General features: G+C 63.2%; 15 protein-coding genes. 5 read left to right on the top strand and 10 right to left on the bottom strand.

All coding sequences use genetic code 11. The features are described from left to right. Positions 1-222: 222 nt before the first annotated feature. Both lexA and ACG2LG_RS17995 read right to left on the bottom strand, forming a co-directional pair. Positions 223-840, bottom strand: a complete 618-nt coding sequence (lexA, locus tag ACG2LG_RS17990; RefSeq protein WP_396261327.1) for a transcriptional repressor LexA — start codon at positions 838-840, stop codon at positions 223-225. A 488-nt stretch (positions 841-1,328) separates the two neighbouring features. Next, positions 1,329-2,315 carry an N-acetylmuramoyl-L-alanine amidase-like domain-containing protein gene (locus tag ACG2LG_RS17995; protein ID WP_396261329.1) on the bottom strand — a complete coding sequence of 329 codons (987 nt, stop codon included), beginning with the start codon at positions 2,313-2,315 and terminating at the stop codon, positions 1,329-1,331. 74 nt (positions 2,316-2,389) lie between these two features. Between ACG2LG_RS17995 and ACG2LG_RS18000 the strand changes: the two genes are divergently transcribed. The 4 genes from ACG2LG_RS18000 to ACG2LG_RS18015 all read left to right on the top strand — a co-directional run bounded on the left by ACG2LG_RS18000 (position 2,390) and on the right by ACG2LG_RS18015 (position 9,427). Beyond that, on the top strand, positions 2,390-2,935 hold the full coding sequence (locus ACG2LG_RS18000) for a hypothetical protein (RefSeq protein ID WP_396261330.1): 546 nt from the start codon (positions 2,390-2,392) through the stop codon (positions 2,933-2,935). Between the two features lie 40 nt (positions 2,936-2,975). Further along, positions 2,976-4,490: a hypothetical protein gene (locus ACG2LG_RS18005; protein ID WP_396261332.1), complete on the top strand. Its 1,515-nt coding sequence runs from the start codon at positions 2,976-2,978 to the stop codon at positions 4,488-4,490. Positions 4,491-4,626: 136 nt separating this feature from the next. Then, positions 4,627-7,962, top strand: a complete 3,336-nt coding sequence (locus tag ACG2LG_RS18010) for a choice-of-anchor Q domain-containing protein (RefSeq protein ID WP_396261334.1) — start codon at positions 4,627-4,629, stop codon at positions 7,960-7,962. A 109-nt stretch (positions 7,963-8,071) separates the two neighbouring features. Next, positions 8,072-9,427, top strand: a complete 1,356-nt coding sequence (locus ACG2LG_RS18015) for a sulfatase (RefSeq protein WP_396261336.1) — start codon at positions 8,072-8,074, stop codon at positions 9,425-9,427. 14 nt (positions 9,428-9,441) lie between these two features. Here ACG2LG_RS18015 and ACG2LG_RS18020 read toward each other — a convergent pair whose 3' ends face one another. From ACG2LG_RS18020 to ACG2LG_RS18045, 6 genes are all read right to left on the bottom strand, one after another. Further along, positions 9,442-14,361: an ankyrin repeat domain-containing protein gene (locus tag ACG2LG_RS18020; RefSeq protein ID WP_396261338.1), complete on the bottom strand. Its 4,920-nt coding sequence runs from the start codon at positions 14,359-14,361 to the stop codon at positions 9,442-9,444. A gap of 379 nt (positions 14,362-14,740) precedes the next feature. Then, positions 14,741-19,825, bottom strand: coding sequence for an ankyrin repeat domain-containing protein (locus ACG2LG_RS18025; RefSeq protein WP_396261340.1), 5,085 nt, complete (start codon positions 19,823-19,825; stop codon positions 14,741-14,743). A gap of 19 nt (positions 19,826-19,844) precedes the next feature. After that, positions 19,845-20,807, bottom strand: a complete 963-nt coding sequence (locus tag ACG2LG_RS18030) for a CsgG/HfaB family protein (RefSeq protein ID WP_396261342.1) — start codon at positions 20,805-20,807, stop codon at positions 19,845-19,847. 6 nt (positions 20,808-20,813) lie between these two features. After that, on the bottom strand, positions 20,814-21,521 hold the full coding sequence (locus ACG2LG_RS18035; protein ID WP_396261344.1) for a hypothetical protein: 708 nt from the start codon (positions 21,519-21,521) through the stop codon (positions 20,814-20,816). An 11-nt stretch (positions 21,522-21,532) separates the two neighbouring features. After that, positions 21,533-22,162: a hypothetical protein gene (locus tag ACG2LG_RS18040; protein ID WP_396261346.1), complete on the bottom strand. Its 630-nt coding sequence runs from the start codon at positions 22,160-22,162 to the stop codon at positions 21,533-21,535. After that, positions 22,144-22,788 carry an RNA polymerase sigma factor gene (locus ACG2LG_RS18045; RefSeq protein WP_396261347.1) on the bottom strand — a complete coding sequence of 215 codons (645 nt, stop codon included), beginning with the start codon at positions 22,786-22,788 and terminating at the stop codon, positions 22,144-22,146. Before ACG2LG_RS18045 ends, ACG2LG_RS18040 begins: the two co-directional genes overlap by 19 nt. A gap of 526 nt (positions 22,789-23,314) precedes the next feature. Here ACG2LG_RS18045 and ACG2LG_RS18050 point away from each other — a divergent pair. Beyond that, the gene (locus ACG2LG_RS18050) at positions 23,315-24,799 is read left to right on the top strand and encodes a leucine-rich repeat domain-containing protein (protein ID WP_396261349.1); all 1,485 of its coding nucleotides are present in this window, start codon (positions 23,315-23,317) and stop codon (positions 24,797-24,799) included. Positions 24,800-24,863: 64 nt separating this feature from the next. Here ACG2LG_RS18050 and cysK read toward each other — a convergent pair whose 3' ends face one another. Together cysK and ACG2LG_RS18060 are read right to left on the bottom strand one after the other, a co-directional pair. After that, positions 24,864-25,823, bottom strand: a complete 960-nt coding sequence (gene cysK, locus ACG2LG_RS18055) for a cysteine synthase A (RefSeq protein WP_396261351.1) — start codon at positions 25,821-25,823, stop codon at positions 24,864-24,866. 39 nt (positions 25,824-25,862) lie between these two features. After that, positions 25,863-26,582, bottom strand: coding sequence for a phosphoadenylyl-sulfate reductase (locus tag ACG2LG_RS18060; RefSeq protein ID WP_396261353.1), 720 nt, complete (start codon positions 26,580-26,582; stop codon positions 25,863-25,865). Position 26,583: the final 1 nt, after the last annotated feature.

A 26,583-nucleotide genomic window follows, 5' to 3' on the forward strand; every position in this document is an offset into this window, starting at 1 on the left:
AATCTGCGTAATCCGTTCAATCCCCTAAATCCGCGGTATTCGGCACGATTCAGCCTTGGCAGATAATCACTCGTCTGTAAGGCGGCCTACACTAGGAGGCGGGCCGCCCCCGGGCCCGCGCAGCCGACGCCTCGAAATCAGCCGGCCGTCCGCTCCGCCATCCCCATCGCGGGGCGGGGGCGCCCCGCCTCCTGATTCACCGCCCGCGCCACCTCCGGAAACTCACGCGGCACGATTGCGCAGCAGGCCGATCATCACGCCCTGGATCACCAGTTCCCTGGCGGGGATCAGATCGGGATAGTCCGGATTCTCCGCGTGAAGGTAGGGCTTGCGGTCCTTGATCACATAGCGTTTCAGCGTCGTTTCGCCATCGATCAGGGCCGCCACAATGTCGCCCTTCTTCGGCTCACGGAATTCCAGCACCACGGTGTCGCCGTCGCAGATGTGGGCATCGATCATCGAATCGCCCCTGACCTTGAGCGCAAAGGTCCGGGCCGTCGGGCGAACTCCGAGTGAGCGGATGTCGATGGAGATGCAGCCTTCCTGCTCCGGCGGCGCGTCCTGCGCCATGCCCGCCGCGATCGATCCATAAACCGGAATGTCGACGATCTCCTCGCGGTCCAGGTCCTCGGGGAAGACCACCGCCCTGGCCTTGTTCGGCAGCCGCTGGATGGCTCCCTTCCTTTCGAGCGCCCGCAGGTGGCTCACCGCGGCCGTCTGGCTGGCGAATCCGAAGTGGTGCTGGATTTCACGCGTCGAGGGCATCAGTCCCAGTTCGCGTTGGTAGGCTTTGAGATACTCGAGGATCTCCTGCTGTCGACGGGTCAGTTGTTCGGCCATGGTTCGATGAACAGTGTTCGCAGGAACAAACCACGTCCATTTGAACAGTGCAAGCCGATTCTGGAGGGCGATCCACCGCCCTGTCAGTTCCCCAGGGCGATCAAGCTAGTGTAGGCCGCCTTACGGACGAGCAACTATCCGTCAGGGCTGGATCAGGCCGACTACCACGGATTTAGGGGGATTAAACGGATTACGCAGATTCTTTGGTTCCTGAAAATCTCCGTAATCCCCTTAATCTGCGGTTCCCAAAACTACCAATCTGTTAGACAGACCACACTAGGGAGAAGATCAGGACCATGACGCTGTTTAGAAACCAGGATGGATCGGATCAATAGGATGATTTCATGAAAAGTCCTTTCCCATTCGAAGGGATGCACTCTCAAAGCGGGTTCCTTGGCTCAGAGGCCCAAGATCATATCCATCCCATTCATCATGGTCCTGATTTCTCCCCTCAATTCTCGACTCCATCCCCAGCTTGATCACCCTGGTCAGTTCCCCGCCATCTGCTGGTTCCACATCGGCGAAGGCTTCAGGTCGAGCGGCCGGCAGATCACGATCCCGGCGTGCTTCGACGAGCCGTTCAGGTAGTCCGTGATCGGTCTGTCGATGATCGTTCTCCGCCCCTTGTCGCGATCGGAGGTGGCGTGGGCGAAGTAGGCGCGTCCGCCGCGGCGGACGATCAGCCCGACGTGCGAGGTGTAGCCATACTTCCAGGTGCTGGTGATCGCGCAGATGTCCCCGTCCTGCAGCAGGTGCTCGACACTGCGGACCCGGGATTTCGGAACGTGGTAAACCGGCAGGCGCGACAAGCGCTTCTCGATGCCGGCCATCAGGGGAATCAATTCCCGGTTGTTCCGAAGGTAGCGGTAGCTTCTCCACTGTTCCGGCATGTAGCGGATTTCACGGCGCAGCCGCACCGCTCCCGGCAGACTGCTGGTCACGTTCTTGGCGAGACCGCGCTTCTGATTGTCGTGGAAGACCTCTTCGAGGTGATGCATCCGGCTGATGTAGCTGCCGTTGCAGCGGCCGCCGCGATAGCGCTCCAACTCGATCATGTGCAGAAGGTCCTCCGGCCGGTAGGGACCCGGCTTGTAGGCCAGCATCCGGGCGAAACCGAGGGCGTTCTCGTAGTAGGTCCAGCAGTCCATGCCGTTGAGGTTGACGACCGGACTCTCGATGTGATCGTCGACCTCCAGCGTGTAGTTGACATAGGGAACCCCGAGCATCGCCGTGGCCGCTTTCACGGTCCGTTGGCCCAGGGGCAGGCGGCGCCAGTTCTCGCGCTCCGCCTTGGCGACCAGCGCGCGGAACTTCGACTCGCCCTTGAAAACCGTCGACATCGGCAAACGGGCCTGGCTGGGCGGCGTGACCGAGTGCGCGGCCGTAGAAACGGGAACCGATTCGACCGAACCGCCGCCACCGCACGCGGCCAGCAGCAGGACCCCCGATGTTGCGAGAACCTTCCAGAATTTCATGGTCCGGAGACTATCTGCCTTCGCCTGACTTGGAAAGCCTTCAGTCCTTGCTTGCAGAAAGGTCAGGAGCAGAAATGCCTTCATCGCCCTGCCATACCTACGGACCGGATGCCACCTTTCACCGCAAAGGGCTCGTCATGCAGTCGACAACCTCCGCCGTCGCGCTCGACCTTTCTTCGCGCCACGTCATGCTTGTCAGCATGCTCCGGCGAACGAGAACCACTCTGGCCGCCGCCCTGCTCGCGGTCACCGCCACCGCTGCGGAGAGCGCGCCCAACTTCCTCATCATCCTCGCCGACGACCTCGTCGACTTCACCGACCTGCTGCCGACGCTATGCGAGCTTTCCGGCGCCCCCCTTCCCGACGAAATGACCCACGGTCGCAGCTTCGCCCCGCAGCTGCTGGGCAAGCCGGGCCAACCGAGGGAATGGGTCCACATCCAGGACAAGGAACAGCGACACATCCGCAGCCGGGACTTCATCCTCGACCACCGCGGCCAGCTGCGGCCGGTCGTCGAACTCCGGCGGTCGCCCGCCCCGGTCACGACCCCTCCCGATTCGGACGAAGAGGCCGCCGCCCGCCGAAGCCTCCAAGCGGCATTCGAGAAACTCGGAGACTGAGGCATGACAGGGACCTGCTCCCGCGTATACCTTCCCGCCGATGCACCGTTTCCCCTTCATCCTTCTCGCCGCCGCCCTGCTGTCATCGTTGGCGGCGACAGTCGTGCCATACAATTTTCCGACGGAAATGCCGCGCAGCGCGGCCTACCAGGCCAGCATCGACGGAGCCGAAATCCCCGCGATTCAGACCAAGCGTGGCGCCTTTCTCAGCTTCGGCATGACCGCGCCGGTCGAAGTCGTCGTCTCCGTCGGGAAAAGGCCCGACGCCGTGGCGATCCGGCCGCTCAGCGCGGGTATCAAAGCGAAGGTGGACGGAGAAACGGTTCGCTTCCGTCTGGAGAAACCCCGCAACCTGAGCGTCGAGATCGATGGCAACCTGGAAGATCCCCTGTTCGTCTTCGCCAACCCGGTGCGCGAGGCTCCCGACCGCAGCGATCCGAAGGTGCGATTTTTCGAGGGAGGAAAGGTCCACGATTTCGAGGAAATCCAAGTCGGCGACGGCGAGACGCTCTACCTCGAGGGCGGCGCGATCGTCCGCGGGGTTGTCCGCGCCCGCAAGGCCGACAAGATCGCGATCCGCGGTCCGGGCATCCTCGACGCCGGCACCCGCGAGCGGAAGATCAACCACCTCGTCCTGCGCGAATGCCGCGAAGCCCTGCTCGAGGACTTCATCATCCTCGATCCCCACGGCTGGACGATGCACCTCAGCGCCTCCGAGTCGGTCACCGTCCGCAACACCAAGGTGATCGGCTGGCGCAAGAACAGCGACGGACTCGACATCGAATACTCGAAGAAGGTCCGCGTCGACGGCTGCTTCTGGCGGACCAACGACGATCCGATCGCGGTCAAGGCGATCTATCCGCCCGGGATCACCCACGTGCCCTTCGAGGAGATGATCAACCCCGAAACCCTGGCCGGCCACGACGTCGAGCGCGTTCCCGGCGACAGCATGGGCGACATCCTCATCGAGAACTGCGTCCTGTGGAACGACGACGGCGGTCAGGGCTTCGAGATCGGCTTCGAACTCCGCATCGACCACATCCGCGACATCACCTTCCGCGACTCCGACATCATCCACGTCAAGGGCGGTGCCTTCACCCTGCACAATGGCGACAGCGCGCAGGTCGAGGATGTGCTCATCGAGAACGTGCGGGTCGAGAACCCCGACCGCCTGGTCGATTTCCACGTCGGCCTCTCGATCTACAGCGACGACGTCCCACGGGAATACCACCGCAGCAATCCGAAGCGCAAGGCCCCGCCGAGCCGCCCCGAAGTGGCCAACAATCCGTGGCAATGGTTCGTGCCGCCGGCGGAGGAAACCGCCCGCTACGAGAAGAACCGCGGCCTCGTCCGCAACGTGACCTTCCGCAACGTCAGCACCGGCTCGAAGCCGAAGAAGCCGTCCATCCTCAACGGCTTCAGCCCGGACAAGGGCATCTCCGGCATCGTCTTCGAGAACCTCCGCATCGATGGCGAACTGATCCGCTCGGTCGAGCAGCTCGATCTCTACCAGAATCACATCTCGGGCGTCGAGTTCCGCGTCACCGGCGAGTGATGGCTGTGGCGCAAAGCTCCGCTTTGCGAGAGATCGGCGAAGCTCCCGCTTCGGCTTGAGGAACTGCCGCACTCTGAAGATTGACCACCTCCGGCGATTCTCCTATTTAATGCGGGAATTTGTTTGGTTGAACCTCATGATGCGCCCCGCCCTTTTTCTGCTGCTGACTCTCTTCCTTTTTCAAGCCGCTCCGCTCGGTGCCTCGATCCTGCGCGTGAAATGGGACGCCACGGGTGCCGCCGATGGCAGTTCCTGGGCCGACGCCTTCCCTTATCTTCAGGACGCGCTGGCGGCCGCCGCACCGGGCGATGAGATCTGGGTGGCAGCGGGAATCTACTACCCCGACGAGGGCGCGGGCCAGGTCGACAACGACCGCACGAGCAGCTTCGTGCTCGATCAGGACATCAGCCTGTATGGCGGGTTCGTGGGAACGGAGCCTGACCTTAACGCACGGAACTTCAATCCAGCGAAACCCGTCACCGTGCTGAGCGGCGACCTCGACCAGAACGACGGCAGCAAGGATGCCGATGGCGTCATCACCGACCCCGACTCGATCACGGGTGACAACAGCTATCAGGTGGTGACTGTCCAGGGCGGATCGGCAGATGTGTTTATCGACGGCTTCACGATCACCGGGGGGAAAAGAAAGACAGTCGCCCCCGTTACCCCTACCGAGAGGAGTGGGGCAGGCATCTACGCGGTCCTCTTCGAGTCCCTGGACCTGAGGTCGTGCCGGATCCAGGGCAACCACTCGGGTTTCGGCGGGGGCATGTTTGTTTCCGGATCGAACGTGGACCTCTGGAATTGCAGTTTTCTCTCCAATCGCGGCGAAAACGGTGGGGCCTACTACGGCAACAACGGAGGATCGATCGCCTTCCGCAGCTGCGTCTTCGCCGGCAATGCGGCGACGCGCGGCGGCGGCGCCTACATCGCAAGCAACAGCACGAACCAGTTCATCAACTGCACCTTCCACGGCAATTCCGCCATCGACGACCTCGGCTCCGGCATCCACGACCTCGGCTCGTCGAGCGAACTGATCAACTGCGTGGTCTGGAACTCGTTCTCATCCGACGGCCCGCTGGACGAGATCGACAACAATGGCACCGACTCGCTGACCTATTCGCATACCCTGGTGCAGCACCACGACCTGTCGGCGTCCGGCTCCAACCTCGACGGCACCGACCCGGCCAACGATCCGCTCTTTCTCGAAATACTCGCCTTCAACCAGTCGCCGCAGGTGTGGACCGACTTCCGCCAGGCCTCGAATTCGCCGATCAACGACGCCGGTGACGACACCCCGGTGTTCCTGATTATCGACATCGTCGGCCGCGAGCGAATCTTCAACGACACCATCGACCTCGGAGCCGTCGAATACCAGCCACGCATCTGGCACGTCGATGCCGACGCGACCGGAACGATGGACGGCACCAGCTGGGCGACGGCCTTCGACGACCTTCAGGATGCGTTGGCGGCCTGCATCAACGGCGACGAGATCTGGCTGGCGGAAGGCATCTACCGCCCGGGCGACGGCAGCGACAGGAACGCGAGCTTCGTCATCGACGACACGATCCGGCTCTACGGCGGTTTCGCCGGAAACGAGACCGACCGCGAAGCCCGGGCGCCGGCAGTGAACTTCACGGTGCTCTCCGGCGACCTCGACCAGAACGACACGGTCAATTCGCTGGGCATCACCACCGATCCGGCAGGCCTCGTGGGAAACAACGCCCATGTCGTTTGTGCGGTTTTCGTCCCGGTCGACGGAGCCTACAACACCGAGCCGGTTCTGCTGACGGGCGTGACCATCACCGGTGCGCTGGGCGGGGTGTCGGGAGCGGGGCTCAGCGTGGCCGGGGGTGCGTGCGACACCGATGTGATCAGCTGCCGCATCCGCGGCAATTCGGCGGACTTCGGAGGCGGGGTGATGGCCAACCTGAACTCCCGCGAGCTGCGGATGGAGAATGTCATCATCCGCAACAATCACGCCGGATCCGGAGGCGGTGGCATGAACCTGACCTCCGGTGTGACCGATCCCGCCGTGGCCAACATCCGGCTGACCGGCGTGAGCTTCATCGAAAACACCAGCGACGACGGCGGCGGCGCGATCGAGCACTTCGGTGCCCTGCTGATGCAGGATTGCACCTTCACCAGCAACACGGCGGCCACATCGGGTGGGGCCGTGTTGTCGACCTTCGGGGGGAGGGCGCGGATTGATGGCTGCCACTTCAACACCAACACCGCGAATGTCGGCGGGGCCCTCGACCTTCAGGAGAATGCCGAGGTGACCGGCAGCAGCTTCGTCGGCAACACCGGCACGCAGGGTGGCGCCATCGAGGCCGAGACGGATCTGATCGTGGACGACTGCACCTTCACGGGTAATGAAACGACCGCCGCAAGCCAGGGGGGTGGTGCCATCAATGCGGATTTCGCGACGATCACCCGCTCGACCTTTGTCTCGAACGTCTCGATCTCGGGAGGAGGAGCGCTGCGGTTTTCAAGCACCGGAAGCCGGGTCGAAAACTGCACCTTCGAAGGAAACGAAGGAAGTGGAGGCGGCGCCATCGACGTGTCCTTCGGCGGCGTGGACGTGGTCAACTGCGCCTTCTCCGGCAACGCGACGGGATCCGGCGGCAGCGGCGGAGCGATCCGCTTCGACAATTCGGCGACCGGCTCCTTGGTCAATTGCTCGTTCCAGGGCAACCACGCGAATCTCGGTGGAGCGGTGGCCGTTTCCTCGGGAACCGTGGCCATCGCCAACACGGTCATCTGGGGCAACGACGCGACCAGCACGGCCGTGGTCGGCGGCGAGTCGATCTATGTCGATCCATCCTCGACCGTCACCTACTCGCACAGCCTGCTGGAGTTCCTCACCCCGGCCGGGGTGGGAAACCTCGACGGCACGAATCCCGCCAACGATCCGAATTTCACCTCCCCGGTAAATCCGCTCACCGCGCCGGCCACCGGTGCCGACCTCCGCCTGCAGGCGGGCTCGCCGGTCATCGACCAGGGACTGAACTCGGCCAACGACACCACGCTGGAACTCGACGGCCTGCTGCGCTTCGCCGGACCGGCGATCGACCTGGGTGCCTACGAATTCGGCTCCTCGACCTCGGTCACCTTCGCTTCCCTGTTTCCCACTCTCGCGCCCGGCGACGATGACAACGGCAACGGTCTCTCCAACTATCTCGACTACGCGCTCGGCACCGACCCGACCGGGCCCTTCGACCCCTCCGGGCGGGTGCTCCTCAACGGCAACATCCTCACGCTACCGTCGCGCGCCGGTGCCGCGGACGTCTTCGCCACCTGGGAGAAGTCCACGACCCTCGCCACCGGTTCATGGAGCGAGATGGTCGAGGGAGTCGACTACAACGTCGACTCGGTGAACACCGTCGGCAGCCAGACCCTCACCGAGATCGAGTTGATTGGAGTGACACCGCCCATCTTCTTCCGTCAGTCCTTCGACACGACCCCTTGAAGCCCGCCTCAGGATTCAAGGTTGGACCAAGCCTGCAGGTGGCGCAAAGCGATGCTTTGCGCCACAGCCCGGCAAGATCGCGCACTGGAGTCGAGTATGCATCCCTCCGATGAAACCACTGCTGCTCGCCGGCCTCGCCCTTTTTCTCCCCCTCCAGGCCGAAACCCGCAGGCCGAACTTCGTCTTCATCTACACCGACGACCAGCGCTGGGATGCCTTCGGCACCGTCCAGCGTGAACAGGGAGAACGCGCCCGCTTTCCCTGGTTCGAGACACCGGGGATGGACCGGCTGGCCCGCGAGGGTGTGCGCTTCGATAACGCCTTCGTCACCCTATCGCTCTGCTCGCCGAGCCGCGCGTCGTTCCTCACCGGGGCCTACAACCACATGAACGGAGTCAAGGGCAACAGCACGCCGTTCCCCGCCGACGCCGTCACCCACGCCAGCGTCCTTCGTGAGAACGGCTACCGCACCGCCTACTTCGGCAAGTGGCACATGGGCAAACAACGCGAGCGGCCCGGCTTCGACCACGCCGCCAGCTTCGTCGGCCAGGGCATCTACTTCGACTGCCCCTTCGTCATCAATGGCGAGGACACCCCCACCGAGGGCTGGGTCGACGACGTCAGCACCGACTTCGCGATCGACTGGATGCGCGCGCAGGGCGACCGACCCTTCTCGCTGGTCCTCGGCTTCAAAAGCCCGCACACCCCGCGCGGCGGAAAGAACCTGCCCGATCGCCTGCGCGACCTCTACGCTGGCGAAAAAAGCCGCACCACGCCCAACGCCAACGTCCCCCCGCCCTTCGCCAAGCCAAATCCCGAAACCGGCAAGTACTGGCCCGGCCTCGCCGACAACGACACCCACCTCGACTACCTCCGCCACGTGAAGGGGGCCGACGAAAACCTCGGCCGGATCCTCGACGCCCTCGACGAACTCAAGATCGCCGACGACACCGTGGTCGTCTATTCCAGCGACAACGGCTACTACCTCGGCGAGCACTGCAGCGGCGACAAGCGCATGATCTACGAGGAAGCCCTGCGCGTCCCCTATCTCGTCCGCTATCCACGCCTCTTCAAGGCTGGGCAGGTCGTCGACGGGATGGTGCTCAACATCGACCTCGCCCCCACCTTCCTCTCGCTCGCCGGCGTCGCGGTTCCGGAGTCGATGCAGGGTCGCGACTGGAGTCCGCTCGCGAAGGGAGACACCTCGAACTGGCGGTCCTCCTTCCTCGCCCAGTACTACAAGGAGATGGGCAACGTCCCCACCCTCTACGGTCTGCGAACCGACCACGCCAAGCTCATCGAATACCCCGGCCACTCCGAATGGACCGAGGCCTTCGACCTCGGCAAGGATCCCTACGAGATCCGCAACCTCGCGGACGAGGAATCATTCATGGGACCGCTGCGAGACGAACTCGCGAAGCAGGTCAAGGCGATGCGCTATCCGATTCCGGAAGTGAAACCATAGACCTGAAACCCCGGCTATTTCTTCGAGTCCTCGACCGGGGCCATCGCCGCCGCCCGGAATTCATCCTTCGGCAGTGCCCAGATCAACGGCAGAAACAATCCATCGCGCCTCCCGGGATACCATTCGAAGCGTCCGCTGGTCTGCAATCCGAGGATCAGGTCGTCCTTTGTTTGATTCAAGACCACGAGGTAGAGTCTCCCCTCGCCCCGGAGTTGATCGAGGGTCTTGAATCTGCCCCCGCTTCTCATTCCTCCGGTGTCGCTCTTCTCCATCGCCAGTTCCCCGTCGAACACGGGCTGCCGGCGAGCATCCTCGGGGAGGTCGAGTTCCACCTTGAGGCGGGCCTCCCGCCCACCTGGTTTCCGGTAGGTCAACTCGCCGGGCCGGGGCTTCTGGGCATCGATGACGATCTTGGGGCCCCTGCCACCGACTTCATGGTGAGGAAGGATCCAGCTTCGAAATTCCGCCTTGGCCAGATTTCTGCCGGACTGCTTGGCCGGCCTCGGCCCCCGCGTGTCCATTTCCCAGGAGTTGTCACGGGGATTGAATCGCCCGACGTGATCCCAGTCGTGGATCACCAGCACCCGGTTGCCGTCCTTCAGGATCGCCCGCGGTGCCCGATCCACCGAATCGAACGGCGTAAGCTCCGGCCTGCGCCCGAAGACCGTGACCGGCTGACTCTCACCTGTCGGCCCGACTCTCATCAACTGCCACGCATTCCGGTTTCTCGTGGGATGGGGGGCATCCGCGTCTCCCGCGGGCTGGAGGAAGAAGAACTCGTCGCCCAAGGCCACCGCCCCGACCGATTTTCCCATCATCATCGTCGGATCCTCCGCTTTCCCCACTCGTGTTGGCGGATCCATCGGAATCATCCGACCATCCGACTTGTCCAGCAGCACCGCGGTCACGAGGCTGTTGGGTTGCCCGCCAAGATCACGCAACCATGCGGCATTGGTCAGGATCCGGTTGTCGGTCTGCACCAGAAATCCCGATTCTTCGTCCATGCCCCACTGCGAGTTCTTCGCCAGCTTGAGCCCCTCGAATCCCGGGGCCCGGGCGAGTTCCACCCGCGTGGCGATTGTTCCGGAACCACAATCGACTCCGAGCACCCGGGGGGCTCGTCGATTCGCACGGAACATCGTCCTCGAGCTGAGCTTGCGTTCCACCGCCTCGCTCTCGAAAGAGTGATAGTAGACCCACAGCTGCTCGCGGTCCTTCTGGTCCACCATCGGCGTTTGGAACAGCCCCGGCAGGGAACCGTCGACCTGCCGAAGATCGACCAGCAGCCTCGCTCGAAGGCCTTCGTTTCCACCCGATGGATGCAGGCGCTTCCACCGCTTGATCATGCCGTCGTGCAATGGCCGTCCATGAATGCGCTCCCACAGCAATGTCGCCTCGGAGAGTTCGGCGATCCGTTTGCCAGCGTCAGGCTTGGACGCGGCCTTGTCCGCCAGCCCGTCGTATCGATCCCCAGGCGAGTTCAGCTTCATGTAGCGGTCCGCGTCACCCGCGGATTTCTCCTCGAGCTCCACCAGGGTCCGGATCGCCGTGGCATACCATTGACGGAGGAAGACCTCCCGGTGGCCCATGGGTTCGTGCAGGACCGAGGCAAGCATGGATTCTCCATGAAGCGGCAGGGAGAATTCACCCCGGTCAAGCAAGCCCGGATTCCCAAACCTCTCCGGCCAGCGAACGCCGATCCACGTGGGTCGGCGTTGGCGCTCGCCCCGTCCGAGCTTCGCCTTCTCTTCAGCCAGCCGTCTCGCCGCATCGGCATGCGCGTCGCCCCTGGAATGGACGAAGGCAAGCGCGGCCTCCCGCAGCGAGTGCGTCGGCCCCGCTTTGTCATCGAAACGTTTCCGGACCGCATCGGCGACCAATTCGCTTGCGCCATACCAAACCCCGCTGCCGTCGATGCAGCCGATCTGCCGGAGCAGATCCTGATGCTCCGACGAACCTCCATCCTCCACGTCCGAACAGGCGAAGAGCATCTGCACCAGACCCTTCAGGAGTTCGGGGTTACGGCGCAGCATCGGGGCCGGGATCGACCCCGGAAGCGTGTGGCTGAACCTCGATGGAGCGATCGTCGGTTTCTTCATCTTCAAGCGATTCTCGAAATAGGTGGCGGTAAAGCGGTCGAGTTCGGAGCCGAATTCCCGGATCTCGTCTATCGAGACCCCAGGAGGAAGGCTTCTCGGGATGGACGCCCGGACAAAGGAGAGGTCCTCCACCACCTCCCAGAAGACAGGATCATCCCACTTGAGGAAGGCTTCACCATAGCGGGCATGGTAATAGGACGCTTGGTCCAGCAGCACGCGGGCGGCGGCCATCGAATCGAGCAACCGGCCTTGATAGGGCAGCGACAATGGATGCTCCGTGAGGGCCAACCTCGGCATGTCCGACCTGAGGAACACCTCTCGAAGCCCGAGGTCGGCTCTTAGGGCCTTCAAATGAAAAAAGACCAGGCTCTTCGGCTCCGCACCGAGCAATCGTGCCCGCTCGAGAAGCGGCAAGGCTTCGGAGGCCAGGTTTGAATTGAGCAGCCACTCGCCCTCCCTCAAGAGACGCGCCGCCTCGGCCCTTGCCTGCTGCACATCCGGTTTTTTCCGTGGTGGCTCCGCCTTACCAAAAAGTTCGGAGGCAGTCAGCCCGACCCACGCCCGCGAGACCAGCACCGGGAGTTCGTCGACGCCACCTTCCTCGGTCACATCGACTGACCGTTCCCCGTCACCGGTCATCGAGCGCAGGCGCAAGGTTGCGGCGATCCGGTCATCATCGAGAGAGGCCACGCCCCCTTCCAGGGTGAAGGCCGCCGCCCAAAGCTCCCCTTCGCCACCCAGGGCCTGCTCGTTGGAGATCGCCTGGATCTCCTGCATGCCGACCGACAGCAGCCCCGGGGTCGAATCCACCTCCGCCTGGATGGCTGCCCGAAAGAGTCCTTCCAGCGATCGCGAATGGGGCAGATCCCCGGCAACCGAGAAGGGCAACAGGGTGATCGCCTTGGGGCGGTCCCCGGTCCGGGCTCGTTCGAAGGGTGCCCGGATCCGCCCGAGCAGCGGATTCACTGACTTGTCGGGATCAAATACCTCCAGATCCATGTGCTCGCGGAAAACGGCCAGACCCGTCGCCACGTCGACGGCCTCGAACCGCAGAAGCTTGGTTTCCTTACCCTCGAGGAGAGACACCATGATGAGGAGGTCCGCCGCCATGCGGTCTCCGAGTTCCGCAAATCGATGCTCACCCCCGCCCCAGGGATTCGCCATTCGCGCTTCGGTCAGGGCACTTGCCACCAACTCCCGGTCCACCACGGTCCAATCTTCTTCTCCGGCTGCTGCGACCTCGATAAGGGTTCCCTGCGCGGCAGCCGCCGGTGCCGCGATCACCGCAAGCGTCCATCGGCCCGCGACGGCGTCGGGTTGCCCGGCCGGGGGCCTGGTGCGGGGCAGCAGCATGCGAAGTTCTTCGCCTCCGGCAGCCTCCTTGTCTGGCTCGCGATTTGCAAACTGCCGCGAACCGGCGTTGGGAAACTTCTCCCTGAGCATCGCCAGAATCTCCGGCTCACCCGTCCAACGCGCCAGCGCCAGCAGCAGGTCCTGATAACGCCCATTCACCTGGCCCGCCTGTGGCAGCAGTTCCTGGGTCAAGCCCACATCCCCCATCCGAATCGCCGCACTGAGCCCATCCCAGGGAACCACCCCGTAGAAGTAGCGACCATCCCCGTAGTAGTCCGTGTCGGGAAGCGGGGGCCGCACCGCCGGGACCCCTCGCCGGAGCAGTGCCGCGCGGGTCCTCTTGAGCGCATCCCCTTCGGTGATGGCACGGGCCAGCAGCGAGAAGTGGGGACTCGCGACCGAAGAGTGCGGTCCACCGAACTTGTTGCTCCGCAACTCGCATCCGCGATCAATGAGAAAGGCGGCAAGCTCGTCGTGCCCCATCGCGATCGCATCCTGCACCACGAACAAGGAAGTCGCCTTGTTGTTGCGGGGCTTGCTCTCGTCATACGCCGGCCCGAGGGCCTCGAAATCAAGGTCCGGACGCTTTTCAAGCAGGAGCTTCAGGGTCGCAAGCGAGCCGATCCGGATTGCCGCGATCGCGGGATGCAGATGGCTTTGATCAAGGTTCTCCGGCATCCACGAGGCAGGCTTGAGCCGTCCTTCCGGCACCTCTGCACCCGCCTCCAGCAGCAGCTTCATCATCGCCGTATCTCCCGTCGAGGCGGCTGCGGTGAGCACCAACACCGACTGACCCGCCACATTCGGATCCGCACCAGCCTCCAACAGCAACTTCACCATCCCCTGGTCGCCATCGGCTGCCGGGTGAAACAGTGGCGAAAGTAGATCGGCATCGAGCGCGTTCACGTCCGCACCCGCCGCCAGTTCGCGTTCGACACTCAGCCTGTCCTGCACACGCAACGCGAAATGCAATGCTTGCGAGCCGCCTGCCCCCGCCGATGGCACGCTGTCCTCCGCAGCCTTCCTCACCGCCACGCCATCGATGCACGTCTTGCCGCAGTGGATACTGTCGGGAAAGTCGTCCAGGAACACCGGGAGACGACCTTCGTCGTCGGTCCGCGCGACGCCCACCCGGGCACGGATCAGCCGGGTGCCGCCATTCGCCGTCGAGAGATTTATCTCTCCCAGCTTGAGCGGATCCTTTTCCTCGAGGGTTGCCGAGATGCCGTGGACCCCGCTGATCTTCGCCCCCGGACTGATGATCCACGGAATCCTCTCCGAATGCACTCCGCCATAGGTCGTGAGGCTCGCCAGCCCCAAGCCGAACCGCGCCGGCCAGTGGTGCGGTCCCTTGGCCTGTCCTTCTCCAAATCCCGGGGCCCAGAAGTAGCCGAAGACCTCGTAGTCGGCCTTCGCCTCCAGCCCATCGACCCAAACCACCAGCGGCGGCGCGTTGCGCTCGGGATCGCCCGCCGATTCCAAGACGCCATCGTTCCCTTCCTCAGGCAACCACTTCCAGACGGATGAATCATCTGCTATCGGAGAACCATCAAGTTGGCGCGTGTTCTCAGGAGTGGCTGGAATGAACCGGACCTGGGCCGGAAGCAAACCTGAAAGCAAACTAAAGAAGACGAAGGGCAGGAACCTCATGAATAAAGCGGGTTCTTTGGGGTGCTTGTTGGACGGGCACTTCCGAAAAACAGGAATCTGAAGCGCCGCCGTTTCACTCCTGGTCACCGGGCTGGTGCCACGCCCTTGGGATGACCGACGTCGCCAGCAGGCCTGTCTTTTGCAGCGCGACCTTGGAGAACTGGATGGCCACTTCATGTTCTTCGGTTCATGCTCCTGCGATGACGAATATTCAGGGCTCTGTCAATTTATCGACTGCGTCCAATAACTCCTCCTTGGGAACAAACCAGAGGAAGGGAAGGAATTTGGCAGACCACCCCCCGGAATAGTAGCCCAATCCACGACCATATTTGAGCGCCACCACGAGATGCTTCGCAGTCTGATTCAGGGGCACGGGGAAAAAGTCGTCCACAAGACCATCGAAGGGCAGCACACTTCTCTCACCAGTGTCCTGCTGCTGGACGACGAATTTTGCCGAGTCAAGATAGTCTTGTGGCAAATCAAGGGTGACTGGAACATGGACGCGTTCCTTGATCCCCCGGCCCTCGATAACCAAGTGTCCGGGAACTCGGGAATCGTAGCTTATGTTGAGCGGGGGCTTTCCATCCGCCCGGCGCAGAACATGGATGGGCATCACAATCTGTTGGTAGAGCCTCTGATAAATCCTGCTTTGATGACTCTCTGCCTCTTTTCGGTCGCCGAATTCCAGCATTCTCCAAGTGCCGTTCTCAGGATCAAAATATCCGCAGTGTTCGGGCTTGTGGTAAACAAAGAGCTCATTCCCCTGAGCCACAATAGCGGCGGGAGCTCGGTCAAATGCATCGAATGGTGTGAGCTCCGGCTTGCGGCCGGGCACGTTCAGTGGCGCAAGCTCGCCGTCGGCATCGAGACGCCAGATCACGCAACCCCCACGCCGTCCGGAGGATGCAAAACGGCTGCTCTGCAGCCCCAGGAAGTAGAATGAACCGTCTATCGAGGTCACAGGATTGACCTTGCCCGATCTCCAGTATGAGTGTGAGGAAATGGTGAAGCCTGCCGGGAGTGCTGTCACCCTGCCGTCGCGTTTGCGGATCCGCACGGCCACCAGAGGATCCTTCTCTTGGCTCGGATCCACCCTCACTACATTGACCAGGATCTCTTCCTTGGTTTGCCCGAATTCTTGTGTCAGATAGACGGAGCCTTTGGTCCGAGAGCCTTTCGCACCTGCGGGAATCGGCACCGAAGACAGATCGACCGGCCGGATCAACTCGGCCTTTTGGCAGTCCACGGCAACCAACCATGGCTCCAAATGGCGCGGCCAGCTCTCGATCTCGCGAAAATCGATTGGCTCATTCTCTGTCCGGAAGAGGCTACCCGGGTTCACAAGGCCCTTATCGTAAGGGTAGTGAAGAATCCAGAGCACCTCCGGGTTGGACGAGTCGACCATGGGCTGCCAGGCAATGCCCGGAAGCCCGTCGGCGCCGCGCAGATCGACCCGCAAGCGGGGCGTGACCGCGTTGCGTGATGACTCGTCCGCAACAGACTTATCCAACAGATTCGAGTACTTTGATCCAAGCTCACGGCACAACTCGAACCCGGTCAGAAGCTCAAACAATGCCGCACCTTCCATCAAGTGATGCAGATCATTGATCGCGCCAGCGCTCACCAGACTGTCTGCGATCGTGGCATAATTATCCAAGGTCCTTTCCCGCGTGGGCGGCACAGACCGGATCCGCGGCGAACCTGCGGGCACATGAGCCACACTGCGGATGGCATGCAGATACATGGCGTTCCGGGTGAGAAAGTCAGGGGCACTCTCCGGTTGGTGAAAAACGCATGCAATCAGCGCCCCACCATGACGTGGCTCCCTTGTGCCCAGAATCCCCATCGAACTCCTGAACAGAAGCAAGGGAATGTGCCGCTTGATCAGCTTCGTCCCAAACTCGATATCCAAATCCTTGGCTTCATTCCTGCCTAAGGCAGTCGCTCTTGCCTTCATCAAGCCGCGCAGCGCCTGCGAGCGATCTGCTGGTCGGGCAAGAACGCAACCGGCCTCCGCTGTCCTGACCGCAACAAGTGGTGAATCGGACTGAGGCAGGCTCTCAAGGAACTTCCGGGCCAGCAGCTTTTCCGGTGCGAGCCATCCGAATTCCCCATATCCTCCTGAGCCCGAGCGGCACAATGCCTTTTCAAAGGTGGCGGCGGCATCCGGGAGCGGGGCACCCGCATGCATCATCCCAACCAACCCCGACGCCAGCGCCGGGTTTCGCAGAAGGACCGATTTGTCGAGTACATCAAGTTTGTAGTGATTGTAAGCCGGAGGATGCGCTTTCACAACGATCGGCTTCGCCACCTTGAAGTAGTGCGCGGTGAACTCGTCCAATTCCCTGCCAAAAAGCTCCACGTCCCGCTGAACATTCGCGCCAAACAGGCGATCAAAGGACGCGAGTGCCGCACGCACGGCGGACAACTTTTCGATGACTTTCCAAAACGGATCATCCGCGAGGCTTCCCTTCAACGAGCGGTCCCGGACCCGCCGAGCCAAAAGGTCTTCGCCGTGTCGATCAAACAAGTAGGCGGCATGATGGAGCAGCCTGCGCAACTCGGGCAAGGCGGCAGCGAAGCGGTCGGCCAAATGCACAGAAATCGGCAGGTAGTCGGCATGGGGAGCGATCGCACGATCGGGCCACGCCAGATCGGCCAGCAGTTCGAGCTGGAATGGCACCACCTGCTCCGGAGATGCCCCAAGAGCCGCTGCTGCCTCCACTTTCTGGATCAGTCCCTCGGGCTCCACGTCCATCACGTTGGATAGCCATTCCGCCTCACGCAGAAGTCGTTCCGCCTCACGCCTGGTGTCCTTGGGGTCGGCCTCCAGCCCCACCCTTGGATCTGGAGTGGCATCAAGCTTAACCAGCAGATCGTTCCATGCCTGCAATGCGAGATCCGCGACCATCATCGCCTCTCCACTCACCACCACGTCGTGCGTCGCCTTTCCCTCCCCGGTAAGGCTTTCAAGGCGGAGCGCAACCTCGATCCTGCCCGCATCCGTCGGGCGCACAACCCCTTCGAGCAAGTGGGCCGCAGACCAGAGCGAGTCATCTCCCCCAAGGCTCTTTTCCTCGATCAGTCGATCCGTCTGGGAGCGATCCATCGAGATCATTCCCGGAGTCGCATCGATCCCGCGACGAACTGCGGCATCAAGCTCATCGATCAGTGCCCGAGAGTTCGCCAGATCTCCCAACCCGCTGAAGGACAACACAGTGACCGCCTGTCTCCTTTGTTCCGCCTCTACTCCCGCCAGCACCCGCTCAGAACGATCGAGCAATCCGGCGAAGTCCTGGTCGGGCTCAAGTTCCTTGGTATTGAAAAACTCCCGATGCACCACCAAGCCGCTCCGCACCTCCACGACTTCGAAGCGGTAGAGTCCCAAGGAACGCCCTCGGAGCTGGCTGGTCACGATCAAGACGTCCGCCGCCAAGCGGTCACCCAGCGCACCCAGATCATGCCGGCCATCGAGCCAGGGTGCTGCGATACGATTCTCGGTCAGCGTCTGTTCCACCATTTCACGATCCACCACCTCCCACCCATCGCGTCCGGATGCCAAAGCCGCCAAAGCGTCACCCGGCCCTGCCGAATCCGGTGACGAGACCACTGCAAGCACACGCCTTCCGGGCTCCGATGCAAGGCGTGCGGGTGGCGCAGACGTTCTCGGAAGTAGCAGCCGCAGGGCCTTATCAGAAACCGTTCCATCGGCCCGCTGCCCGGATTCCAGCTTCCACCGGGGAAGACGGACATCGGGAAACCGGCCCTTTACAAGCGCGATGATTTCCTCATTTCCCGAGTGGAGAGCGAGGGACATGAGCCGATGCTGATAGACAGGACCCGCTGGCGCGGCACCGGGAAGAAACCGCCGCACCATCTCAAGCTGCCCCGACCATGCGGCGGCAGTCAGACCATCCCACGGAAACAGTCGACCACCGTCAAATCCGGCATATCCGGGCCAGGGGTCCTCTTTGTAGAAGAGCACTGGGGGAAAGCCGCGCCGCTCCATCGCCGCAACCACCGGCAACGCTTCCTCTCCTCCCATGCTTACGGCCCGGATCAGAGGCACCGCTCCCGGCATGGTCGGGAAATTCCGGTCGTTCATGGTGGTAAGTCCACACCCCCGGTCGATCAGAAACTCGGCAAGTTCCCAGTATCCCAAACTGACGGCATCCGCGACTATGTATGGATTCGAGATTGCCTCTAGATCGAGCTCCGGAGCCTCTTCAAGCAGTCGCTTCAGAACCGGCAACGAACCGGCTCCAATAGCGGCGGCAGCGGGATGCTCGATCTGAGGTGCGGAAGCATAATTCGGCCCCGTACCGCTTCTTTTCAAGACCAAGGTGCGCGACAGCGGCACGGACGCCCCGTTTTCGAGCAGCTCCTCCACGATCTCCAGATCCGGTACCATCGCGGCCGCCGAAAGCGCAGACAACTTCTGCCCCGGGACGTCCGGAGCGGCACCCGCTTCAAGGAGGTGGCTCACCATTTCCCGGTCCCCGGAGGCACAGGCGTGGAACAGCGATGTCACACCATCTTCGTCAAGAGCATTGACCTCGGCTCCAAGGGCAAGTTCACGGCGCAATGTGATCCAGTCGGCCGTGCGCACCGCCCGGTGGAGTCGTGTGCCTTCCCGTCGCCTCCCTTTTCCTGCTTCACCGGCCTCATGTTCCCGAACCCCCACACCATCAATCCAGACACGGCCCGGCAGGTTCCGATAGGGATACGCTGCCACGAAGACCGGCAATTTGCCTCGATTGTCGGCCCAGGAAAACCCGAGCCGAGCGCGGACGAGCATCGCGGACTCGGTGGTCGTCCGAAAGCCCTCCGGCATCTCGAACCGGATGCTCGCCTGATACCCAAGTCTTTCACCGATCACCGAACCAGGCCTTGTCATCCATGAATTTCCGCCCTCCTTGCCTCTCGCGGCAATCCCATCGAAAGTCTGCAAATCCGCCACGCTGCAGCCCAGTTGGACTGGTTGAAAATCGGCACCCGAACTCAGTCCCGGCTTATCTGCCCAGAAATACGCGAAAACCTCGTATCCGGTCTTTGGCTTGAGTCCGTCAATCCACACGACCAGCGACGATGCGCTGCGGTCGAGATCATCCGCCAATTCCCACACACCTCCGTTGCCCTCGTCCGGCAGCCATTTCCAATGCGAGGACCCCTCCTCGACCGGAGAGCCGTCGGGCAGGCTCGTATTCTCCGGAGTGGCCGGGATGAATCGAAGCTCCGCGGCAAAGGCCGTGGAAAGGCCGGTGGCAACGATCGCGGCAACGAGGGGTCGTGGCATCGAGGCGATATGGTGGGAGCTACTCCTTCTCATCAGAAGCCGTGGTCCACGCCTTCCCGATGACCGGCGTCGCCAGCAGGCCGGTTTTCTGCAGGGCGCCCTTGGCGGACACGGCCTGGGTGAGATCGACATTGCCGGCGACGATGCGGTCGGTCTTGAGCACCTTGCCCTTGGCATCCTTGACGGTGAACTCGAGCCGGGCGCGGGTGAACCACAGGTTGCCGCGACGCACGCCGGTCTCGGCGAAGGCCTCGCCGCGGACGACGAGGTCCGCATCGGCTTCCGCCTCGACCACCTCCCAACCGGCCGCCTCCAGCGTGCGGCCGATCTCGGTCTGTGCGGCCGGGTCGGGCACGATGGCCTGGATGATCGTCTCGGGGATATGGACGTAAACCTTTCCGGTGTTCTGATCGATGAACATCTTCTTCACTTCCGCAAGCGTCCGTTCCTCGATCGATGCCCCGCCGCGGAGGTCGGCCGCCTTCTCGTTGAGGATCTTGGCCACGTCCGCGCCGAGTTTCTCAACCGCGCCTTCGACCGGCTTGCCGCGGTCGTAGGCGGCGGTGGCACCAAAGACACGGCTGGTGCTGGCCGAGATGACCTTGGCGACGACGTGGATGCGGTCCTGCACGGCGAACACCCGCCCGCTGACCAGGACCTCGGCGCCGGTGAGCTGGCCGACCTTCGCGGCCTGAGCCGGGGTGACGGCACCGGAAAGCGTGAGCTCCTGCTCGCCGAGGATCTCGTTGAGCTCGGCCCGCTCGACGAGGATGGCCTCGGAGTGAACCGTGAGCTGAACCTGCAGCAGCGCGGCGACGGAAGCACCGACGCCGTCGAGTCCGTTGTTACCGTCGGCAAAATCGAGGACCGCGGCTGACAGGGGCTGGGCGACTTCTTCCTCGGCGGAAGAGGTCACTGGCAGGACAAACGCCGCGGCGATCGACATCGCGGCGGGGCGGAGAAATCTGTGGATGGCAATCATCTTCGTTCAGGGGTTGTAGGGAGGTTCGGTGAAAAGATCGAGCATACGGATCAGCCCCTCGTCGGTGGCCAGCGCCGCAGCGGAAATCCACCAGCGGGGGGCACGCACCTCGAGGTCCCCTGCGGCCGGACCCGGACGCCAGACGACGAGGTTCGGATGCCGTTCGTCCCAGACCACGCGGCGACGCGCGGCGTCGCCCTGGCGGGGAGTCATTTCCAGCGAAGCGGTCACACCCATATCACGGCCGGAAGACCCGCCGATCCGCAGGCCGTGATCGGTGAGCGCGCGGCGTTCGTCGGCCGTCAGTCCCACGGCATTCCAATCGACCTGGTTGCGCAGCATCCCGAGGGTGGCCTTCAGCCAGCTGGGATCGCGGGCCTCGATGTGGACGACCCGCTCGGGTTCGCCACCGAAGCGGACCTCGTAGTGCGCGGGTCCGCGAGCGGCTGGCGGAGTCCATGTCCATGAGGCACCCTCTGCCTCGCCCCCCGCCAGCGGAACGCGGCGCGTGCCAGTGACCCTGTGGAGATGGACGACCGGCTTCCAATCGGCCGGCACTCCCTCGAACTGAAGACGAAGCGGCTCTTCTGCCAGCACGACGATCCGGGGCTGAGGCTCCGGCCATCCCGCCGGGAGATGCCGGCCGTCGGCATCAAAGCGGTGCACCTCATTTGCCGCCGCGCAGCACGCGATGACGCCGAGAAAGCCTGGCATAAACCCATGCATCAGATCCGTCGTGTATTGATGAAAAGGCCCGGAGCCGGATGCTCGGGACTCCCAGCGGTCCCGTCAAACTCCGGACTATCGACGATGATCGCTCCGCTCTCATCCGCGCGGACGGTCAGCCGGTGACTGCCGATCTCGAATGTCTGGCCGACGTAAGTGATCACCGTCTTGCAGCCCTTCTCCTCGCAAACCTCGACCACCACCGCCTGCTTAGGCCCGGAAAGCGGTTGATCGGCCAGATCGATCTCGAGTTCCGGTCCACCCGCGACGATCGCCTTGACCTGCCGGGGAAACACCGCCGACACCTCGCGCAGGATCAGGGCATACTCGTCCTCGGGCTTCACCGTGGTGACCTTCGGCTCCGGATCCGGCCGGTTGAACAGAACGAGAAAACCAACCACGCAGGCGGCCGCGGCCAGGGCCGGCCGCCAGCACCGCCGCCACGCCCCGCGACGGATGACCGCCAGCCGCTCCCCTGCGATCGCGGCGATGGCCACTTCGGTCTCCGCAGAGAGGCGGCATCGCTCGGAGGGCAGCGTGCGAAGCGCTTCCAACCATTCCGGGGGAAGGTTCTCCTCAGGCTGGCGATCCGGTTCTGACGGGTCGGCATTCATCGCGTCTCTTTCCATGAAGTGTCCTCCGTACCCGATTCGTTCACCGGCGCGGCGGGATTTTCGAGATCGTGGTCCGCACGAAGGGCCGCGAGTGCGTGGTGCAGGCGTGACTTGGCGGTGCCCAGCGGGATGCCGGTAAGCTCCGCGATCTCGGGCAGCGTCATGCCATCGACGAAGCGCAGCAGCAGCACCTCCCGATGATCGGGGCTCAGCCTGCCGATGATCCGGTGAAACTCGTGAAATTCGGAAGCCCTCGGGTCCGCTGCCGGCATCCGCTCGATCACGAGTGCCCCGGATTCCCCGCCGACGAAGCGGCGTTCCCGGCGCAGGGCACCGATCGAGAGGTTGCGGATGGCCGGATAGAGAAAGGTCCGCAGCCGGCAGCGCAGTTCGAAGCCGGGAAACTTGCCGAGGAAGTAGCGAAAAACCTCCTGGGCAACATCCTGGGCGACATGCTCGTCGCCGCTGATCCGCCACGCCATGCGGAGCACCCACTCACCATGGCGGTCGTAGAGGAGTTGGAAGGACCGCTCGTCACCCCCGTTGATCCCATCGATCAAATCCTCGTCGGTGGGATCCGCAGGTGGGCGCGAATTCTTCTGGGGACCCTCCGGCTGGTCCCCGCCCTCGGTGCGGTTCATTCGCTGCCTTAAGTGGCGGGAAGCCCCGGATGGTTCAACAAAATTTCAACGAGTTGCCCGCTGCTGCAAGGTGGTCGGCAGGCCAGCGCCTGGCCATTCCAACAGGAAAACGGAGGCCCCTACCGGAGCCGCAATCTTTAAACTTTGCACTTAAAGGGACAGGCAATCTGTAAGAGACACGAAAAACGGAAGTCGATCCGATCTCCGCCACCGGCAGCTGGCTGACCTCCACGCACACGCTCTCCGCTCTCGGCGAGGGACGTGGACAGGTAGCGCTCGGTCGACGAGCAGCCGACCGTGACGATGGATCATTCACCGAACCGCTGCACGATGAAGTCGCAAACCAGGCCAAGACGACGAGCTCTCCGATTCCGGAAATGGGCCGATCGGCCGGATGGAGGCCCGGATATGGTCACCCCATTGCTCAAGATCAAGGACCCTGGCTCGCGGGACCGACCCCGGCTCGGTGGTTGCAGAGAGAATTTCTCCACCGCAGGCGTAGTGATGGGAAGGCGATTCCACGATCTTGAGACACCTGCTTCCACTCCTGTTGACATTGCTGCTGATGGGATGCGGCGAGCGCGACGGGGCGGAGACCGGTGCTGAAGCCGAAGGGAATAGCGGCAGGAGCAAACCCGAATGGCAGACGAAAGAGCTGGAAAGGAAGATACGGGTTCGAGCCCTGATTCCGCAACTGGCTGACCCATCACCGGAACGCCGGCAGGCCGCACTTGCCGAGCTTCGGAATACCCTGATCCGGAAGCGGGATGTTCCGGAGTTGAACCAGGAAATCGATCGTCATGCCGATCCCGATGATACCTCTTTGCTTTGGGACCTCGCCTTTCAACTGGAGTTCGAGTCGGAGTGGCGGCTTCCCGACAAGACGTGGACCACGGACGTCAAGGAATGCGAGAGCCGCTGGAGGGCCGAGTTCGAGGAGCTTGGATGCGACGCGGGTCTTTACGTTGGGCAGGATGGCCTCCGCCTTGCAGTCCCCATCACACCTGGAAACGGGGCGGCGGTGATCGACCGGATTCTCCTTCTTGAACCGACGATCCTGAGTCTCCGGGGGTCGCTGGCCGACATGAGCTTCCTCGGCACCCTGGCGAGCCTCGAGACCCTCCATCTCGACAAGGCGACCGGGACGGAGTTGCCGCCGTTGAAGGACATGGCAAAGCTCGGCTCGCTGGATCTTCGGAGCACGGAGGTGACCGACCTGACGCCCCTGGAAGGGATGCCGAGCCTGTTTTCCCTCGATCTCAAGCGCGCGAGAGGAGTCCGCGATCTCAAGCCTCTGGTCGGACTGCCCGAGCTCGGCTGGCTCGAGCTTCAGGGCACCGGCGTGACGGATCTGACGCCGCTTGCGAGCATGCCCGAACTGATGAGCCTCAATCTTCGGGATACCGATGTGAAGGACCTGACGCCCCTCGGGGGACTGGACCATCTGGAAAGGCTCAACCTGATGAACACTCCGGTGACGGAACTCACGCCGATCGACGGGTTGACCGGCATGAAGTTTCTCGACCTGGCCGGAACCGGGGTTTCCGATCTGTCTCCGCTGAAAAGCATGCGGGAGTTATGGCTTCTGGACATTCGGCGCACCGAGGTCACGGACCTGTCACCCTTGAAAGGCCTGCCCAAGCTTCGGTGGCTGTACCTGCAGAACACCGGGGTCACGGACCTGTCGCCACTCGAAGGGTTGCCGAAGCTCTGGGAACTCAACCTCGCGAACACCAAGGTGGCGGACCTGACTCCCCTGGCAGGGCTGGACCACCTCGAAAGGCTCTACCTGACGAACACCCGGGTCACCGACCTCACACCACTCGAGGGGCTGTCCAATCTGCAGTTTCTCCACCTGTCGGGAACCGGAGTTTCCGACCTGACGCCGCTGAAAGACCTGTCGGAGCTCTGGCAGTTGAACATTCGGGGCACCCTGGTGACGGATCTGACACCCCTCGAAGGAAATCCCTACCTCAAGGATCTTCGCCTCGAAGAGACGACCGCCGACTGATATTCCGATTCGCCCCCACGGCTGAGCCGTGGGGATCACTCGCAAAGCAAACCTTTGCGCCACTTCAGACCTCCGCCACCGGGAGCTGGCTGACCTGCTCGCGCACGCTTTCTGCGAGCGGCGTGGAAAGGTAGCGCTCGGTGGACGAGCAGCCGATGGTGACGATGCGCTTGCCGGCGAACTCCGGCCGGGCCGCCACCTGCATCGCTGCCCAGACGTTGGCGCCGGTCGAGATCCCCGCGGGCAGGCCTTCCTCCTGAGCAAGCGCCTGGGCGGTCGCGAAGGCATCCTCGTTGCTGACCTGGATCGTCTCATCGATGATGTCGACATTGAGGTTGCCGGGAATGAAGCCGGCACCGATCCCCTGGATCATGTGCGGGCCGGGATCACCGCCGGAAATCACCGGGCTGGCGGTCGGCTCGACGGCGAAGGTCTTCAGGTCGCAGCGCTGCTTGAGCACCTCGGAAACCCCGGTGATCGTGCCCCCGGTGCCCACGCCCGCGACGAACGCGGCAATCTCGCCCCCGGTGTCGCGCCAGATCTCCTCGGCGGTGGTCTCGCGGTGAACCTGCGGGTTCGCCGGGTTGTCGAACTGGCCCGGACCGAACGAGTCCGGATTCTCCTCGATGAGCTGCTTGGCCTTGGCGATCGCTCCGCCCATGCCCTTGGCGCGGGGCGTGAGGACGATCTCGGCCCCGAGCAGGCGCAGCAGCACGCGGCGCTCGATCGACATGCTCTCGGGCATGGTCAGGATGCAGCGGTATCCCTTGGCGCGGGCGACGAAGGCGAGCGCGATGCCGGTGTTGCCGGAGGTCGGCTCGATGATCAGGCCGCCGGGCTTGAGCGAGCCGTCCTTCTCGGCGGCCTCGATCATGGCCTTGCCGATGCGGTCCTTGACGCTGAAAAGCGGGTTGAAGAACTCGGCCTTGACGCAGATCTCGGCACCGAGATCCGCACCGACCTTGTTGAGCTTGATGAGCGGGGTGTTGCCAATGGTGGCAACCATGTTTTCTGCGATGGGCATGGTTCGTCGGGGTTCGTGTTTCGTCGGGGTTCGTTCGTGTTAGATCTGGAAATCGTTGTTCATCGACTCGAGGTGCAGGCCGCACTCGAATTTTTCGCCGTTGAAGCGGGTCGCCTCGGCACCCGACTCGGGTTCCGCGGGACGGGTGCTGTGCCAGTCTCCCATGGTCACGTAACCCTTGGACGCAAGCGGGTGGGGTGGCAAGCCGCGATCATGCATGTAGGCCGAAACCTGCGCATCGGCCCAGTCGAGGATGGGATAGACCTTCAGGGTGCGCTTCTGCCGCTCGGCGAAGGCGCGGTCGACCCGCGTGCTCGAATGGCTGCGCCGGACGCCGCTGAGCCACACGTCGCCGCCGATCTCGCGGAGGGCGCGGTTCATCGGCTCGACCTTGGTGATGATGCCGTATTGCTCCAGCGACTCCCCGCCCTGCTCCCACATCCGCCCGTGGAGCGCCTCCATGCGGGCGGCCGAAACCAGCGGCTGGTAGATCCGGAGGTCGATGCCGGTCCTTGCGGTCAGCTCCTCGGCATAGCGGTAGGTTTCGGGAAACAGGAAGCCGGTGTCGATGAAGACCACCGGCACCTGCGGCGCGTGCCGCGAGAGCAGGTCGAGCATCACCGCCGACTGGATCCCGAAGCTCGTCGACGCGACCAGCCGGTCGCCGAAACGCCCGGCGAGAAGCTCGAGCCGTTCTCCGGCCGTGAGCGTCTCGAGCTCGGCCGAAAGACCGGCCTCCATGTCCGTCGCAGTCGCCATG

This window comes from Haloferula sp. A504 (assembly GCF_044385805.1).
In the GTDB taxonomy this organism is placed as follows: Bacteria; Verrucomicrobiota; Verrucomicrobiia; order Verrucomicrobiales; family Akkermansiaceae; genus Haloferula.